The sequence below is a fragment of the Streptomyces sp. RB17 genome (genome assembly GCF_009604455.1).
Classification (GTDB): Bacteria; Actinomycetota; Actinomycetes; order Streptomycetales; family Streptomycetaceae; genus Streptomyces.
In genome coordinates this window covers 144,598-161,608 of the sequence record NZ_WEGL01000011.1, presented here as the reverse complement: position 1 = coordinate 161,608, position 17,011 = coordinate 144,598, and the positions used below count along the sequence as shown (strand labels likewise).

The 17,011-nt window shown below is 70.5% G+C and carries 15 protein-coding genes; 12 read left to right on the top strand and 3 right to left on the bottom strand.

The genetic code is table 11. From position 1 onward, the window contains the following. Positions 1–261 precede the first annotated feature (261 nt). The 9 genes from SRB17_RS38560 to pssA all read left to right on the top strand — a co-directional run bounded on the left by SRB17_RS38560 (position 262) and on the right by pssA (position 11,252). Positions 262–2,067, top strand: coding sequence for a 3-hydroxyacyl-CoA dehydrogenase family protein (locus tag SRB17_RS38560; RefSeq protein WP_153545848.1), 1,806 nt, complete (start codon positions 262–264; stop codon positions 2,065–2,067). A 154-nt stretch (positions 2,068–2,221) separates the two neighbouring features. Beyond that, positions 2,222–3,040 carry a TetR family transcriptional regulator gene (locus SRB17_RS38555; RefSeq protein ID WP_194294265.1) on the top strand — a complete coding sequence of 273 codons (819 nt, stop codon included), beginning with the start codon at positions 2,222–2,224 and terminating at the stop codon, positions 3,038–3,040. A gap of 455 nt (positions 3,041–3,495) precedes the next feature. Continuing rightward, positions 3,496–4,833: a crotonyl-CoA carboxylase/reductase gene (gene ccrA, locus SRB17_RS38550; RefSeq protein ID WP_323377296.1), complete on the top strand. Its 1,338-nt coding sequence runs from the start codon at positions 3,496–3,498 to the stop codon at positions 4,831–4,833. 9 nt (positions 4,834–4,842) lie between these two features. Beyond that, on the top strand, positions 4,843–6,870 hold the full coding sequence (locus SRB17_RS38545; protein WP_153545843.1) for a protein meaA: 2,028 nt from the start codon (positions 4,843–4,845) through the stop codon (positions 6,868–6,870). Beyond that, positions 6,867–7,829, top strand: coding sequence for an HpcH/HpaI aldolase/citrate lyase family protein (locus tag SRB17_RS38540; protein ID WP_153545841.1), 963 nt, complete (start codon positions 6,867–6,869; stop codon positions 7,827–7,829). The genes SRB17_RS38545 and SRB17_RS38540 overlap by 4 nt, the downstream gene beginning before the upstream one ends. Positions 7,830–7,844: 15 nt before the next feature. After that, positions 7,845–8,372 carry a MaoC family dehydratase gene (locus tag SRB17_RS38535; protein WP_067303517.1) on the top strand — a complete coding sequence of 176 codons (528 nt, stop codon included), beginning with the start codon at positions 7,845–7,847 and terminating at the stop codon, positions 8,370–8,372. 4 nt (positions 8,373–8,376) lie between these two features. Continuing rightward, positions 8,377–9,582, top strand: coding sequence for an acyl-CoA dehydrogenase family protein (locus SRB17_RS38530; RefSeq protein WP_153545839.1), 1,206 nt, complete (start codon positions 8,377–8,379; stop codon positions 9,580–9,582). Positions 9,583–9,751: 169 nt separating this feature from the next. Beyond that, positions 9,752–10,408 carry a phosphatidylserine decarboxylase gene (locus SRB17_RS38525; protein WP_153546089.1) on the top strand — a complete coding sequence of 219 codons (657 nt, stop codon included), beginning with the start codon at positions 9,752–9,754 and terminating at the stop codon, positions 10,406–10,408. Positions 10,409–10,430: 22 nt separating this feature from the next. Beyond that, positions 10,431–11,252, top strand: coding sequence for a CDP-diacylglycerol--serine O-phosphatidyltransferase (gene pssA / locus SRB17_RS38520; protein ID WP_323377294.1), 822 nt, complete (start codon positions 10,431–10,433; stop codon positions 11,250–11,252). An 88-nt stretch (positions 11,253–11,340) separates the two neighbouring features. Here the strand turns inward: pssA and SRB17_RS38515 are convergent, their stop codons facing one another. After that, positions 11,341–12,477, bottom strand: coding sequence for a glycerate kinase (locus tag SRB17_RS38515; protein WP_323377228.1), 1,137 nt, complete (start codon positions 12,475–12,477; stop codon positions 11,341–11,343). A 164-nt stretch (positions 12,478–12,641) separates the two neighbouring features. Here SRB17_RS38515 and SRB17_RS38510 point away from each other — a divergent pair, with 164 nt between their 5' ends. Beyond that, positions 12,642–13,736, top strand: coding sequence for an ADP-ribosylglycohydrolase family protein (locus SRB17_RS38510; RefSeq protein ID WP_153545837.1), 1,095 nt, complete (start codon positions 12,642–12,644; stop codon positions 13,734–13,736). 28 nt (positions 13,737–13,764) lie between these two features. Then, the gene (locus tag SRB17_RS38505) at positions 13,765–14,259 is read left to right on the top strand and encodes an NUDIX domain-containing protein (protein WP_153545834.1); all 495 of its coding nucleotides are present in this window, start codon (positions 13,765–13,767) and stop codon (positions 14,257–14,259) included. A gap of 21 nt (positions 14,260–14,280) precedes the next feature. On the opposite strand, the gene SRB17_RS38500 is transcribed toward SRB17_RS38505, so the two are convergent. Further along, entirely contained in the window at positions 14,281–14,808 is a 528-nt protein-coding gene (locus SRB17_RS38500) for an ATP-binding protein (RefSeq protein ID WP_228396509.1), read from the bottom strand. Between the two features lie 167 nt (positions 14,809–14,975). On the opposite strand from SRB17_RS38500, the gene SRB17_RS38495 reads away from it, so the two are divergent. Beyond that, entirely contained in the window at positions 14,976–15,575 is a 600-nt protein-coding gene (locus tag SRB17_RS38495; RefSeq protein ID WP_153545832.1) for a TetR/AcrR family transcriptional regulator, read from the top strand. Between the two features lie 3 nt (positions 15,576–15,578). On the opposite strand, the gene SRB17_RS38490 is transcribed toward SRB17_RS38495, so the two are convergent. Then, entirely contained in the window at positions 15,579–16,853 is a 1,275-nt protein-coding gene (locus SRB17_RS38490) for a helix-turn-helix domain-containing protein (RefSeq protein WP_194294264.1), read from the bottom strand. Positions 16,854–17,011 lie beyond the last annotated feature (158 nt).

Genomic DNA, 17,011 nt, shown 5'->3' with positions numbered 1-17,011 from the left:
GACGGTTTGGTGACGCGGCCGTCGCGAGCTCTGGTCGGTTCGGTACGACGTACCGCAGTACGACCCGGCTCCGGGACAGGGCCGGTCGGATTCCCTGCCGCTTGCCGCTCGTGGGCGTGTGCATCGCCCCTGGCACCCGGCAGCACCCGGGCGTGTGCGCTCAGCAGCCCGGCAACACCCGCACTCCTCTCCGCTCCGCGGTGCGCCCCTCGGCGCACCCGGCGCGCTCCTCGTCGTCACCCTCATTTCTGGAGTCCCGCGATGGCCACTCCCCTTTCCGACTCAAGCCTGTCCCCGCTCAAGACGATCGCCGTCGTCGGCCTCGGCACCATGGGCACCGGTATCACCGAGGTCCTCGCCAAGGCGGGCCGCGAGGTGATCGGCATCGACATCAGCGAGGCCCAGGCCGCGAAGTGCGTCGCCGCCCTGGAGGCCCGCACCGCCCACTGCGTGGAGCGCGGCCGGCTCACCGAGCAGGAGCGTGCCGACGCCCTGGCCCGGGTCCGCACCGCCACCGACCTCGCGGCGGCGGCCGACGCCGACCTCGTCATCGAGGTGGCCCCGGAGTCGTACGAGGTCAAGCACCAGATCTTCCGCGAGCTGGACGGCGTCGTCCGCCCGGAGACGATCCTCGCGACCGGCACCAACGCCCTGTCCGTCACCCGCCTCGCCGCCGACTCGGCCCGCCCCGAGCGCGTGCTCGGCCTGCACTTCTTCAACCCGGCCCCGGCCATGAAGCTGGTCGAGGTCGTCTCCTCGGTGCTGACCGCGCCGGGCGCCGTCGCCGCGGTCACCGACCTCGCGATCGAGCTGGGCAAGGAGCCGGTCGCGGTCGGCGACCGGCCCGGTTTCGTCGCGGACGGCCTGCTCTTCGGCTACCTCAACCAGGCCGCCGCGATGTACGAGGCGCGGTACGCCTCCCGCGAGGACATCGACGCGGCGATGCGGCTCGGCTGCGGCCTGCCGATGGGCCCGCTCGCGCTGCTGGACCTGATCGGCATCGACACCGCGCGTACGGTCCTGGAGGCCATGTACGCCGAGTCCCGCGACCGGCTGCACGCCCCGGCCCCGATCCTGAAGCAGCTCAGCGAGGCCGGCCTGACCGGCCGCAAGTCCGGGCGCGGCTTCTACACCTACGAGGCGCCGGGCAGCGCCACGGTGGTGCCGGACGCGCTGACCCCGGCGACGGACGGTGCGGCAGCCCGGGGGCGCGAGGTCCGCTCGGTCGGCGTCGCCGGCTCCGGCACCATGGCCTCCGGCATCGCCGAGGTCTTCGCCAAGGCGGGCTACGACGTCGTGCTGGCCGCCCGCAGCGAGGAGAAGGCCCAGGCCGCCAAGGCCCGGATCGGCAAGTCGCTTTCGCGCTCTGTCGACAAGGGCCGGCTGACCGCCGAGGCCGCCGCGCAGATCCTGGACCGGATCGCCCCGGCCGGGTCCTACGACGCCTTCGCCGAGGTCGACCTGGCCGTCGAGGCGATCGCCGAGGACCTGGAGATCAAGCGGCAGCTGTTCGCCACGCTGGACAAGATCTGCAAGCCCGGCGCGGTCCTCGCCACCACCACCTCCTCGCTGCCCGTCGTGGCCTGCGCCCGCGCCACCTCGCGCCCGCAGGACGTGATCGGCATGCACTTCTTCAACCCGGCGCCGGCGATGAAGCTGGTCGAGGTCGTGCGGACCGTGCTGACGGCCGACGACGTCCACACGACCGTCCGCGAGGTCTGCGCGAAGATCAAGAAGCACGCGGTGGACTGCGGCGACCGGGCCGGCTTCATCGTGAACGCGCTGCTGTTCCCATACCTCAACAACGCGGTCAAGATGGTCCAGGAGCACTACGCGTCCCTGGACGACATCGACGCGGCGATGAAGCTCGGCGGCGGCTACCCGATGGGCCCCTTCGAGTTGCTGGACGTGGTCGGCCTGGACGTCTCGCTGGCCATCGAGAAGGTCCTGCACCGCGAGTTCCGCGAGCCCGGTCTGGCCCCGGCCCCGCTGCTGGAGCACCTGGTGGCCGCGGGCTGCCTCGGCCGCAAGACCGGCCGCGGCTTCCGCGAGTATGCCCGCCGCTGACGGCGCCGGCGACTGGTCCCACGCGGAGACGGACTGGGGCGGACTGCTCGACCCCGCGGATGTTCCCCCGCCCTCCTGGGGCGGGGGAAGCGCCCCGGACGGGAGAAGCCCCTCACCCGCGCACCGAACTGCGCACATGCAGTACGTTCGGGTCATGTCCCAGCCCGCCAAGTCCTCACGTACACCAGCTACGCCCGACGCGCCGGAAAGTGCCGCAGGCAGTCGCGCCGCCGCCCAGCGGCTCAAGATGCGCCGAGAACTGGCGGCCGCAGCCATGGAGCTGTTCGCGACCAAGGGGTACGAGGCGACCACCGTCGACGAGATCGCGGCCGCCGCGGGAGTCGCCCGCCGCACCTTCTTCCGCCACTTCCGCTCCAAGGAAGAGGCGATCTTCCCGGACCACGACGACACGCTGATCCGCGCCGAGGCGGTGCTCAACGCCGCCCCCGCGCACGAGCACCCGCTCGACACCGTGTGCCGCGGCATCAAAGAAGTCATGAGGATGTACGCGGCCGCCCCGGAGATCTCGGTCGCCCGCTACAAGCTGACCCGCGAGGTGCCGACCCTCAGGGAGGCCGAGATCGCCTCGGTGGCCCGCTACGAGCGCCTCTTCACCCGCTATCTCCTGGGCCACTTCGACGAGCACGCACACGCCGACGACGCCAACGACGACCCGTTGCTGGCCGAGGTGGCCGCCTCCGCCGTCGTCACCGCCCACAACCACGTCCTTCGGCGCTGGCTGCGCGCGGGCGGCCAGGGCGATGTCGAGGCGCAGCTGGACCACGCCTTCGCGATCGTCCGGAAGACGTTCGGCACCGGCATCGGCGCCGGACGCGGCTCGGCCCCCAGGCCGGCCACCACCGCCCCGGCGACGGTCTCCACGCACGGCGAGGTGCTGGTCACGGTCGCCCGTACCGACGCCCCGCTGGACGAGGTCATGCGGACCATCGAAGAGGCACTGAAGGAGCGCTGAGCCCGCTCGCGCGCCGCTCCCGGCCGCGCTCACCGCTGTGACAACGGCCACCCGACCGGGTGGCCGTTTTGCCATGTCAGGGCCCGTTTCCGAGCAGATTTCAGGGCACGTTCGATCGATCATCGCTCATTTGTTACGTAAAGATTTCACCTGAGCCCCATTTCTGGCACTCAGTGCCTTGCCGCCTGACACGCGGTGTCATACCTTGATGGTGTCCGGGCGGCCGGCGAGCAGAGACCGTTCGCTCGCCGGCTGTCCCCAAGGGCCCACGTGGCCCGCGCGCCCGGACGCCTGCGTCACAGGCAACCTCCCGCGCCACAAAGCGCTGCCGAAGCACCACCGAGCCGAACCGACGGCAATCCCCAAAACCCTCAGCAGCACTCATCGCAGCAGCACCGACGAACCCTCAGCGCCCCTCCCTCAGGGCGCTCACCGCCGGAGGCAACAACGTGACCGTGAAGGACATCCTGGACGCGATCCAGTCGAAGGACGCCACGTCCGCCGACTTCGCAGCCCTGCCGCTCCCCGAGTCGTACCGCGCGATCACCGTGCACAAGGACGAGACGGAGATGTTCGCGGGCCTGCAGACCCGCGACAAGGACCCGCGCAAGTCGATCCACCTGGACGACGTTCCCGTGCCCGAGCTGGGCCCGGGCGAGGCCCTGGTGGCCGTCATGGCCTCCTCGGTCAACTACAACTCGGTGTGGACCTCGATCTTCGAGCCGCTGCCGACGTTCGGCTTCCTGGAGCGCTACGGCAAGCTCTCCGAGCTGACCCGCAGGCACGACCTGCCGTACCACATCATCGGCTCCGACCTCGCGGGCGTGGTCCTGCGCACCGGCCCGGGCGTCAACGCCTGGAAGCCCGGTGACGAGGTCGTCGCCCACTGTCTGTCCGTCGAGCTGGAGTCCTCAGACGGCCACAACGACACCATGCTCGACCCCGAGCAGCGCATCTGGGGCTTCGAGACCAACTTCGGCGGCCTCGCCGAGATCGCGCTGGTCAAGTCCAATCAGCTGATGCCGAAGCCGGCCCACCTGAGCTGGGAGGAGGCCGCGGCCCCTGGCCTGGTGAACTCCACCGCCTACCGCCAGCTGGTCTCCCGCAACGGCGCCCAGATGAAGCAGGGCGACAACGTCCTGATCTGGGGCGCGAGCGGCGGCCTCGGCAGTTACGCCACCCAGTTCGCGCTCGCCGGCGGCGCCACCCCGATCTGTGTCGTCTCCAGCGAGCAGAAGGCCGAGATCTGCCGGAAGATGGGCGCCGAGCTGATCATCGACCGCAACGCCGAGGACTACCGGTTCTGGAAGGACGAGCACACCCAGGACCCGAAGGAGTGGAAGCGCTTCGGCAAGCGCATCCGCGAGCTCACCGGCGGCGAGGACATCGACATCGTCTTCGAGCACCCCGGCCGCGAGACCTTCGGCGCGAGCGTCTTCGTCACCCGCAAGGGCGGCACCATCACCACCTGCGCCTCGACTTCGGGCTACATGCACGAGTACGACAACCGCTACCTGTGGATGTCCCTGAAGCGGATCATCGGCTCGCACTTCGCCAACTACCGCGAGGCCTGGGAGGCCAACCGCCTCATCGCCAAGGGCAAGATCCACCCGACGCTGTCGAGGACCTACTCCCTGGAGGACACCGGCCAGGCGGCCTACGACGTCCACCGCAACCTGCACCAGGGCAAGGTCGGCGTGCTCTGCCTCGCGCCCGGGGAAGGCCTCGGCGTGCGCGACGAGGAGATGCGCGCCCAGCACATCGACGCCATCAACCGCTTCCGGAACGTCTGAGAGCCATAGATGACAGAGCGTCAGAAGGACCGTCCCTGGCTCATGCGGACGTACGCCGGCCATTCCACGGCCGAGGCGTCCAACGAGCTGTACCGGCGCAATCTCGCCAAGGGGCAGACCGGTCTGTCGGTGGCGTTCGACCTGCCGACGCAGACCGGCTACGACCCCGACCACATCCTCGCCCGCGGCGAGGTCGGCCGGGTCGGGGTGCCCGTCGCGCACCTCGGTGACATGCGCCGGCTGTTCCAGGACATCCCCCTCGAGCAGATGAACACCTCGATGACGATCAACGCCACCGCCATGTGGCTGCTGGCGCTCTACCAGGTCGTCGCCGAGGAGCAGGGCGCGGACATCACCAAGCTCCAGGGCACGACCCAGAACGACATCGTCAAGGAGTACCTGTCCCGCGGGACGCATGTCTTCCCGCCGGGGCCGTCGCTCCGCCTGACGACGGACATGATCGCGTACACGGTCTCCCACATCCCGAAGTGGAACCCGATCAACATCTGCAGCTACCACCTGCAGGAGGCCGGCGCCACGCCGGTCCAGGAGATCGCGTACGCGATGTCCACCGCGATCGCCGTCCTCGACGCCGTCCGCGACTCCGGCCAGGTGCCGCGGGAGCGCATGGGTGACGTGGTCGCCCGCATCTCCTTCTTCGTGAACGCCGGCGTCCGCTTCATCGAGGAGATGTGCAAGATGCGGGCGTTCGGCCGCATCTGGGACAAGGTCACCCGTGAGCGGTACGGCATCGAGGACCCCAAGCAGCGCCGGTTCCGCTACGGCGTCCAGGTCAACTCGCTCGGCCTGACGGAGGCCCAGCCGGAGAACAACGTCCAGCGGATCGTGCTGGAGATGCTCGCCGTGACCCTCTCCAAGGACGCACGCGCGCGTGCCGTACAGCTGCCCGCCTGGAACGAGGCCCTGGGCCTGCCCCGGCCCTGGGACCAGCAGTGGTCGCTGCGCATCCAGCAGGTGCTGGCGTACGAGAGCGATCTGCTGGAGTACGAGGACATCTTCGAGGGCTCGAAGGTCATCGAGGCGAAGGTGGACCAGCTGGTCGCCGACGCCCTCGCCGAGATCGACCGCATCCAGGAGATGGGCGGCGCCATGGCCGCCGTGGAGTCCGGCTACTTGAAGTCCCAGCTGGTCTCCTCGCACGCCGAGCGCCGGGCCAGGATCGAGTCCGGCCAGGAGAAGATCATCGGTGTCAACGCCTTCGAGGGCACCGAGCCGAACCCGCTCACGGCCGACCTGGACACCGCGATCATGACGGTCGATCCGGCGGTCGAGGCCCGGGTCATCGCCTCGCTGCAGAACTGGCGCGACTCGCGCTACCAGCCCCCGTTCAACCACCCGCGCCCCTGCAAGGCGCTGGAGCGGCTGAAGGAGGCCGCCAAGGGCACCGACAACCTGATGGAGGCCACGCTGGAGTGCGCCCGCGCCGGAGTCACGACCGGCGAGTGGGCGGCGGCCCTGCGCGAGGTGTTCGGCGAGTACCGGGCGCCCACCGGGGTGTCCTCGGCGCCGGTGGCCGTCGCCGCCGAGCCGGGCTCCGCGCTCGCCGAGGTGCGGGCCAAGGTGGACGCCACGGCCCGTGAGCTGGGCGTCGCCCGCTTGCGCTTCCTGGTCGGCAAGCCGGGTCTGGACGGGCACTCCAACGGCGCCGAGCAGATCGCCGTACGCGCGCGTGACGCCGGCTTCGAGGTGGTCTACCAGGGCATCCGGCTGACGCCCGAACAGATCGTGGACGCGGCCGTCGCGGAGGACGTCCACGCGGTGGGCCTGTCGATCCTGTCCGGCTCGCACGCCCAGCTGGTGCCGGACGTACTCCAGCGGCTGCGTGTGGCCGGTGCCACAGATATACCCGTGATCGCCGGTGGCATCATCCCGAATGGTGACGCCGAACAGCTCAGGGCCGCCGGTGTGGCCGCCGTGTTCACCCCGAAGGACTTCGACATCACCGGGATCATCGGCCGCATCGTCGACGAGATCCGGAAAGCGAACAAGCTCGACCCTCTGGAGGTCCCCGCATGACGACCGTCAACCGCCTTCGCCCGCGGCGCTCCTGCCTGGCCGTGCCGGGCAGCAACCCGCGCTTCCTGGAGAAGGCGCAGGGCCTCCCGGCGGACCAGGTCTTCCTGGACCTGGAGGACGCCTGCGCGCCGCTCGCCAAGCCGGAGGCGCGGCACACCATCGTCAAGTTCCTCAACGAGGGCGACTGGACGGGCAAGACGCGGGTCGTACGGGTCAACGACTGGACGACCGAGTGGACGTACCGCGACGTCGTGACCGTCGTCGAGGGCGCGGGCCAGAACCTCGACTGCATCATGCTGCCGAAGGTCCAGAACGCCGAGCAGGTCGTCGCACTCGACCTCCTCCTCACCCAGATCGAGAAGACCATGGGCTTCGAGGTCGGCAAGATCGGCATCGAGGCGCAGATCGAGAACGCGCAGGGCCTGAACAACGTCAACGCGATCGCGCAGGCCTCCCCGCGCATCGAGACGATCATCTTCGGCCCGGCCGACTTCATGGCCTCCATCAACATGAAGTCCCTCGTCGTGGGCGAGCAGCCGCCCGGCTACCCGGCGGACGCCTACCACTACATCCTGATGAAGATCCTGATGGCCGCCCGCGCCAACAACCTCCAGGCGATCGACGGCCCCTACCTGCAGATCCGCAACGTCGACGGCTACCGCGAGGTCGCCCAGCGCGCCGCCGCGCTCGGCTTCGACGGCAAGTGGGTGCTGCACCCGGGCCAGGTCGAGGCCTCCAACGAGATCTTCTCGCCGTCCCAGGAGGACTACGACCACGCCGAGCTGATCCTGGACGCGTACGACTACTACACGTCCGAGGCGGGCGGCAAGAAGGGCTCCGCGATGCTCGGCGACGAGATGATCGACGAGGCCAGCCGCAAGATGGCCCTGGTCATCGCGGGCAAGGGCCGCGCCGCCGGCATGCAGCGCACCACCACGTTCGAGACCCCCGTCGACTAAGGAGCCCTGAGCGCGATGCAGTTCGGACGCACCTACGAGGAGTTCGAGGTCGGGGCGACGTACAAGCACTGGCCGGGCAAGACGGTCACCGAGTACGACGACCACCTGTTCTGCCTCCTCACCATGAACCACCACCCGCTCCACATGGACACCAACTACGCCGAGAAGACGACGGACTTCGGCAAGAACGTGGTGGTCGGGAACTACATCTACTCCCTGCTGCTCGGCATGAGCGTGCCGGACATCTCCGGCAAGGCGATCGCCAACCTGGAGATCGAGTCGCTCAAGCACGTGGCGCCGACCTTCCACGGCGACACGATCTACGGCGAGACGACCGTGCTGGACAAGTGGCCGTCGAAGTCGAAGAACGACCGCGGCATCGTCTACGTCGAGACCAAGGGCTACAAGCAGGACGGCACCCTGGTGTGTGTCTTCCGCCGCAAGGTCATGGTGCCCACCGAGACCTACATCAAGGAGCGCGGCGGCGAGCAGCCCGGCCGCCCGGAGCTCACCGCACCTGCGGAAAAGAACACGGAGAAGTAGAGCCATGGCCCGTCTCGCCCAGACCGCCGGTCTGACCGACGTCCAGCAGGAGATCCTCTCCACCGTCCGGGACTTTGTCGACAAGGAGATCATTCCTGTCGCGACCGAGCTGGAGCACCGCGACGAGTACCCGCAAGCGATCGTGGACGGCCTGAAGGAACTCGGCCTGTTCGGTCTGATGATCCCCGAGGAGTACGGGGGCCTGGGCGAGTCGCTCCTGACCTACGCGCTGTGCGTGGAGGAGATCGCCCGTGGCTGGATGTCGGTGTCCGGCATCATCAACACCCACTTCATCGTCGCGTACATGCTCAAGCAGCACGGTACGCAGGAGCAGAAGGACCACTTCCTGCCGAGGATGGCGGCCGGCGACATCCGGGGCGCCTTCTCGATGTCGGAGCCGGGGCTGGGCTCCGATGTGTCGGCGATCACCTCGAAGGCGGTCAAGGACGGCGACGAGTACGTCCTGAACGGCCAGAAGATGTGGCTGACGAACGGCGGCACGTCGTCCCTGGTGGCGGTTCTCGTCCGGAGTGACGAGGGTCACCCCGAGGGCACCGCTCCCCACAAGTCGATGACGACCTTCCTGGTCGAGAAGGAGCCGGGCTTCGGCGAGGTCCGCCCGGGGCTGACCATCCCCGGCAAGATCGACAAGATGGGCTACAAGGGCGTCGACACCACCGAGCTGATCATGGACGGCCTGCGGGTACCGGCCGATCGGGTGCTCGGCGGCGCCACCGGCCGAGGTTTTTACCAAATGATGGACGGCGTCGAGGTCGGCCGGGTCAACGTGGCGGCGCGTGGCTGCGGCGTCGCCCAGCGTGCCTTCGAGCTCGGCGTCCGGTACGCCCAGCAGCGACACACCTTCGGCAAGCCGATCGCCCAGCACCAGGCCATCCAGTTCAAGCTGGCGGAGATGGCCACCAAGGTCGAGGCCGCCCATGCAATGATGGTCAACGCAGCGCGCAAGAAGGACTCCGGCCAGCGCAACGACCTGGAAGCCGGGATGGCGAAGTACCTGGCCTCCGAGTACTGCAAGGAGGTCGTGGAGGACGCCTTCCGGATCCACGGCGGCTACGGCTTCTCCAAGGAGTACGAGATCGAGCGCCTCTACCGGGAGGCCCCGATGCTGCTCATCGGTGAAGGTACCGCCGAGATCCAGAAAATGATCATCGGCCGCAGACTGCTCGAAGAGTATCGGTTCCAGGGTTGATTGTCCGGATACGGGGTGTTTTCTTCGAGAAGAAGATCACACCCCGTAGACGTTCTTCGGCCGCCGACTCGGCAGCCTGGCTTGCCCAGTTGTGGCCCGCGACCGGTACGATCCCGGGAAAGCCGCCGTCCCCCGTCTTGCGCGGCATCATCCGCTACGAAGGTCATCCATGCCCCACAGCCAAACCTCTGCACCTCGCGACAGCCGAGCCGGCGTACGCCTCGCGCGCGGAGCATCGCCGTGGCTTCTCCCGACCGTCGCCACCGCAGCCCTCGGCCTGGCCCGCGCCCGCCGCTCCGGCGCGGCGAAGGCCGTGGCCGTGCCCGCCACCGCGCTCGCCGCGGGCATGCTGTGGTTCTTCCGCGACCCCGAGCGCGAGATCGGCTCCGGCCGGGTGATCTCGCCCGCCGACGGTGTGGTGCAGAGCATCATGCCGTGGAAGGACGGGCGCACCCGCGTCGCGATCTTCATGAGCCCGCTGAACGTCCACGTCAACCGCGCGCCCCTCGCGGGCACGGTGACGTCCGTCGAGCACATCCCCGGCGGCTTTGTTCCGGCTTTCAACAAGGAGAGCGAGAACAACGAGCGCGTAGTCTGGCATTTCGACACCGAACTCGGCGACATCGAGATGATCCAGATCGCCGGCGCGGTGGCCCGCCGCATCGTCCCCTACATCCCTCAGGGCACGAAGGTCGAGCAGGGCGACCGAATCGGTCTGATCCGCTTCGGCTCGCGTGTCGACCTCTACCTGCCCGAGGGCGTGGAGGTCGCGGTCGAGGTCGGACAGAAGACCGTGGCTGGGGTGACTCGCATTGACCGTGATTGATCCGGAGACCCAGGCGGGCTGGGTGCCCGAGGCCGACGAAGTGGACGACGAGGAGGAGATGCCCCTCTCGCTCCGCCTGTCGATAGCGGACACCCTCACCCTGGGCAACGCCACGTGCGGGTTCATGGCGGTGTACTTCACCACCACCGGCATCCTCATCCCGCATCTGACGGGGAACGACGAGTCCGCGGGCATGGCGCGGCACAGCGCCGCCACGGCCGTCATCCTGATGCTCTGCGCGGCCGTCTTCGACCTGTTCGACGGACTGGTGGCCCGCAAGCTGCGCTCGTCGCCGATGGGCGCGGAGCTGGACAACCTCTCCGACCTGATCAGCTTCGGGCTCGCGCCCGCGTACTTCGTCCTCGTCTACGGCATGGTCGCGGACGACGCGCACCAGCGGATGGCGGCGCTGGGGGCAATCGTGGTGCTCCTCGCGGTCGTCCTCCGTCTGGCGCGCTTCTCCTGCGTGACCATGAAGGACGGCATGTTCCAGGGCATGCCCTCGCCGTTCGGCGCGCTGACGGTGGTCTCCATCGTCCTGCTGGAGCTGCCCTTCGTGGCGACGCTGCTGGCGATCCTGGGCACGGCGTGGCTGATGGTGAGCCGGGTGGAATATCCGAAGCCGAGGGGACGCCTCGCCGGCGCGATGCTCGCCTGGATCGTCCTGTCCATGGGCCTGCTGGCGGCGTGGGCCTTCGACGCCCCGAGCGGTCAGCTGCTCCTGCAGACGGGCTGCGCGCTCCAGCTGGTCATGGGCGCGGTGATTCCGTTGTTCGCCACGGCTCGACGGGTGAACAACTTCCGCGACAACCGGCGGGAGGCGCGGGCGGCGCAGTTGCCGTAGCGGCGCTTCGGCAAGGGGCCCCGGACCAGGCAATGGTCCGGGGCCCCTTGCTTGTGTGGCCCACCTGGGGGCGGAGCCCCCAGGGGCTTCAGCCCAAGTAGTCCTCGGCAATGCGCACGGCGACCCGCTCCAGAATCGGCCCGGCGTCCGCGATGCACCTGGCCACGTCGGGCTCGACGGAGGTCAGGGGGTAGGCCTGCTCGATCCCGGCGCGCACCAGCGCCTCCGGCGAGAGAGCCAGCCGCCCGCACACCGCCACCACGACCTTGCCCGCGGCCCGCGCAACCGCGGCAACCCCCGCCGGCGCCTTCCCGTGCAGTGTCTGCTCGTCCAGGGAGCCCTCACCGGTGATCACCAGCGTGGCACGCTCCAGCGCGGGCGCGAAGCCCAGGACGTCCAGCATGACCTCGATACCGGGCCGGAAACGCGCGCCCAACAGCAGCGCGCCGAACCCGATGCCGCCCGCCGCCCCCGCGCCCGGCGACGCCGCGTACTCCGCCGCCCGCGGCCCGACCTCGGCCTCCAGCACCTTGGCGAGGTGGGCGAGGGCCGCGTCCAGGGCGTCCACCTCGTCCGGCGAGGCGCCCTTCTGCGGGCCGTACACCGCCGGCGCGCCCTTCGGCCCGGTCAGCGGATTGTCGACATCGCTGGCCAGCACCAGCTCCACCGAGGACAGTCGCGGGTCCAGTCCGGACAGGTCGGCGCGGGCGAGTTCCGCCAGCCCGCCGCCGCCCGGCGTCACCGGATCGCCGTCCTCGTTCAGGAAGCGCGCGCCCAGCGCGGACAGCATGCCCGCGCCGCCGTCGGTCGTGGCGCTGCCGCCGACGCCGAACACGATCGTCCGCGCGCCGGCGTCGAGCGCGGCCCGCAGCAGTTCGCCGGAGCCGTACGTCGAGGCCGTCAGGGGTGCGAAGACCCCGGCCGGAAGGCGCTGCAGGCCGCTCGCCTCGGCCATCTCCACGACCGCGGTCCCATCGCGCAGCGCGAACGCGGCGGTGACCTCCTGGCCCAGCGGCCCGGCGACCCGTACCTCGCGGCGCTCGAAACCGGCCGCGACCGCCGCGTCCACGGTCCCGTCGCCGCCGTCGGCCACGGGCAGCGCCTCGACCGTCAGGTCCGGCACGACCCGGCGCAGCCCGGCCGTCACCCGCTCGGCGACCTGTACGGCCGTCAGCGAGCCCTTGAACTTGTCCGCGGCGATGAGCACCCGACGGGTCTCGTTCACTGCAGCGTCCGCCACCTTGCTTCCCCTTGCTCTCCGGGCCCCGCGCACGTCAGGGCCAGTCGCGCCGCTGCGACCTTAACCGGAGGACACCCCCGTCGTCATGCCCCGACCGAAGGCTGGGAAGCGGCTGGGAGGAGCCCGGGGAAAACGGGTAGATCCCCGCCATGACCAGCCAGCGCCCGCAACCCGCCGACGCCGCCGACGCCGCCGTCCTCGCCGACCGCATCCACGGCGGCTGGCTCGGCCGGATCGCGGGCAACATGCTCGGCAAGCCGGTGGAGCAGGGCGAGGTGTGGACCCGCGAGCGCATCGACCGCTACCTGCGCAAGGCCGAGGCGCTGCCGCTCACCGACTACCTGCCCGAGCCCGCCGACCCGGCCGACGGCGCCGTACTGCGCCCGGAGTGGCGAAGCTGCGTGCGCGGCCGGATCCACGGCAGTGTGCGCGACGACGACGTCGACTACGCGATCCTCGGCCTGCACCTGCTGGAGACGCACGGCTTCGGCTTCAGCACCGAGCAGGTCGGCGAGCTGTGGCTGCTGCGGCTGCCGTACCTGCAGACCTTCACCGCGGAACGGGCGGCGTACCGCAATCTCGCCAACGGGCTGAAGCCACCGCTGACGGCGACGTACGACAACCCGTACCAGGAGTGGATCGGCGCGCTGATCCGCGCCGACGTGCACGGCTGGACCCGCCCCGGCGACCCCGTGGCCGCCGCCGGACTCGCCCGCCGGGACGCGGTGCTGTCGCACACCGGGAACGGCGTGTACGGCGCCATGTGGGCCGCCGCGCTGATCGCGGCGGCGTTCACCGCACCGACCGTGCGGGACGCCCTGGAGAGCGCGCTCGGCGTGATCCCGGCGAGCAGCCGGCTCGCCCGGACCGTACGGCGGGTCATGACCCTGCACGAGACGCGGCTGCCCTGGGAGGTGACCCTGGCCACCCTGGCCGCGGAGACCGCCGGGCTCGGCTGGATCCACACCGTCCCGAACGCCGCCGTCCTGACCGCCGGGCTGCTGTACGGCGACGGCGACTTCACCCGGACCATCGCCCTGACCGTGCGCGGCGGTCTGGACACCGACTCCAACGGGGCGACGGCCGGCTCGGTGGCCGGGGTGCTCACGGGCGCGGACGCCATCCCGGAGCGGTGGAAGGCCCCACTGCAGGACACGGCCCGGAGCGCGGTGTTCGGCTTCGACGGCGTACGGATCAGTGCGCTGGCGGAACGCACCCTGCGCCTGGCGACGGCGGCCCCGTAGCCGTGCCGCGGCTGGTTACCCTTCCCCAATGACCACCACCCCTGACTTCGCCACGTACATCGCCGGCCTGCCCCGTGTCCTCGCCGGCGCGGCCGTGCTCTGCCGGGACGCCGAGGGGCGCGTGCTGCTGGTGGAGCCCAACTACCGCGAGGGCTGGACGCTTCCGGGTGGCACGATCGAGTCGGACGACGGGGAGACCCCGCGTCAGGGCGCGCGCCGGGAGACGCTGGAGGAGATCGGGCTCGACCGGGTGCCGGGCCGGCTGCTGGCCGTGGACTGGGTGCACGGCGCGGGCCGGCCCCCGCTGGTGGCGTACCTGTACGACGGTGGTGTGCTCACCGAGGCCGACCTGAAGGCGATCCGCCTCCAGGAGGAGGAGCTGCTGTCCTGGCGCCTGGTCCCGCGCGAGGAGATCACCGACCACCTTCCCGGTGCCCTCGGCCGCCGCGTCCTGACCGCCCTGGACGTCCTCGTGGACGGCTCCGGCACGGCGGAACTGGAGAACGGCCACCGGGTGGCATGACCACGCCTCGGCCGAACCGCCTCAGGACACCATCAAGGCGTCCTCGGCGTCCTCGGTGCTCACCACAGCCTGGTCCGGCGCCCGCAGTTCGAACCAGATGGTCTTGCCCGTGGGCGTCTCCGTGCTGCCCCAGGCGTCCGCGAGCAGGTCGAGGAGGTCCGTCCCGCGCCCGCCTTCCGCGTCGGTGTCGACGACGCTGCGCAGAGGGCCGGCGGACTCGGTGTCCTCGACCTCGCACGCCAGACGGGAGTCACGCACCCGCAGGTTGAGCCTGAGCGGCCCGCGGGTGTGCCGCAGGGCGTTGGTGACGACCTCGCTGACCAGGAGCTCGGCGGTGTCGGCCAGGTCGGACAACGCCCACTCGCCCAGCTGAGCGGTGACCAGCCGCCGGGCCCGGCCCGCCGAGGTCAGATCCCGCGGCAGGGGCCAGGAGGCGTCCCATTCCGTGGCGCGCCCCCGGGGCGCGTCCAGCGGTCGTACCGGGGCGAGCGCACGGGACCACAGGGCCCACTGCCGGGTGGCCCAGGAGAGGGCGGCGTGGGTGGCCATAGGAATCAGTCCTTCTGAGCGAGTCCGTACATGTAGCAGGCGCTACACCTCAAATATAGACGTAGCGGGTGTTACAGTAAAGGCATCATCAAAAGAATCTATAACCAATAAAAATCCCGCAACGGGCGCATAGTCACGGAGTCCCCTCACCACCTTCAGGAGTCCCCATGCCCCGGCCGCCCGACCCGGCCAAACGACGCGATCTGCTCGACCAGGTCCGCGCATACGTCCTCCGCAACGGGCTGACGGACCTCTCCCTGCGGCCCCTGGCCCGTGCACTGGGCACCAGCGACCGCATGCTCCTGTACTACTTCGGCTCGAAGGAACGGATGGTGGCCGAGGCCCTCTCGGGCTACGAGCGCCGGCCTCTCCTGCGCAGCCGCGAACTGCTGGAGAGGTTCGGCTCACCGAAGGACGCGGCAGGACTGCGCCGCTTCATGGAGGAGGTGTGGCGTCAGTTCAGCGACCCCGACGTACGTGCCGCGCTCCCCCTGTATCTCGAGGTCATGAGCGCCAGCGTGCTCCACCCCGACTGGTACGGGCCCGTCCTGCACGACATCCTCACCGAGTGGACGGACCTGCTCATCTCCGTCTTCCGCGATCTCGGCATGGACCAGGACCGGGCCGGCATTCAGGCCGCCCTGCTGGCCGACGCGACCTTCGGCCTCTTGATCGCCCCGCTGGCGAACGGCCACTGGGACCGGACGGACAAGGCCTTCCACGCCCTCCTCGACACCCTGGAACCCGGGTGGCGGCCCGCGCCGTGACGCTCACCGGGCCTGCCGCAGGCCACGCAGCGTGGGAAGCAGCGCCAGGGCCACCCGCAGGTCCAGCGTGCCGGTGTCGATGCCCCGGCCGAGGATCCGCTTGGCCTGCTGCACCCGGTAGGTCACCGTGTTGGGGTGGATCAGGAGCCGCTGCGCGGTGCGGGTGCGGCTGCAGTTCTCGTCCAGGTAGCCGGCCAGCGTCGTCGCCAGCCGGAAGGTGCTCTCGTCGTCGTCGGCGAGGCGCCCGAGCACGCGGACGACGAACGCGCGGGCCTGCTCGGCGTCCACGGTGCCGAGCGCGGCGACGGCCACGGTGCGATAGCGGGTGACCGGTGTGGTGTGCGGCTCGGCCAGCATCACCACCCGGCGGGCGTGCGTGGCCTCGACGTGCGTACGGCGAAAACCCTCCAGCCCGTACGCCGGCTCTCCGGCGACGACCCGGATGCCGTCGGGAACGGGGAGCCGCGCCGGGTCGAGGTCCGGCTCGGCGAACGCCGTCGTACGGCTGAGCCACGCGGCCTGCGTCTGCGGGCCGAGCGGATGCGTCAGCGTGGTGTCCGCGCCGAACGCCCGCGCTGCCGCCGCCACCGCCTGTTGGACGGCGGAGTCCGCCTGTCCGTCGGACGTGGTCTCGACGGCCCAGGCGAGCAGGCCGAGGTGGTGGCGGTTGAGCTCATGGCGTAGCCGCGCGCTCGCCCGGCTCTGATCGCGCTCACGCCCGTCCACGATGGACTCGATCGCCTCCGCTCGGGCCGCGGCCGCGCTGCGCAGCCAGGCCTCCCGCTCGGCCGCGTACCGGGATTCCGCCTGTGTGACCGCCGTGTCGATGTACGCGAACAGCCACCCCGAGGCCAGATCGAGAGCGGCCGCCTGCTCGGCCGCGTCGGCGGCTCGCGCGATGATCCGGTCGAACATCCACTGCCACAGCATCTCGTGGCCGAGGCGGTAGGTGCGGAGCACCGCCCCCATCGCCAGTTGGCGGTGCACCGCCGAGCGCGCCGCCTCGAAGGTGGCGGCCGGCAGGTCGGCCAGGCGTGGATCGCCGCCCTGCTCCAGCATCCGTGCGAAGAGCCGGATGTGGGCCTCGTTGCTCTTGGCGGTCGCGGCGACCGACTCGGCGTCCGGGAACCAGTCCGGCTGCTCGGCCCGCAGGGTCGCGATGGTCTGCTGCGCGAGCGCCTCCGCCGCCGCGGCCAGCTCCGTCGCGACCGGCCGAAGCACCGCCCGCCACGCCTTCCGAGCGGCCGGCTTGCGGGCAGGCGCCCACTCGATCTCCACCCCGCGAGTCTATCGAGGAGGCCGTGCGCGGGCGATCGGCGGATTGTCGCCGGACGCCGAGATCGACGGCAGGGCCGGCAGTCCGGTAAGCCCCTACAAGCACGCGACGACCGGCGCCGCACACAGTCCTCGCCGGGAACGCGCTCGGCCACGACGCC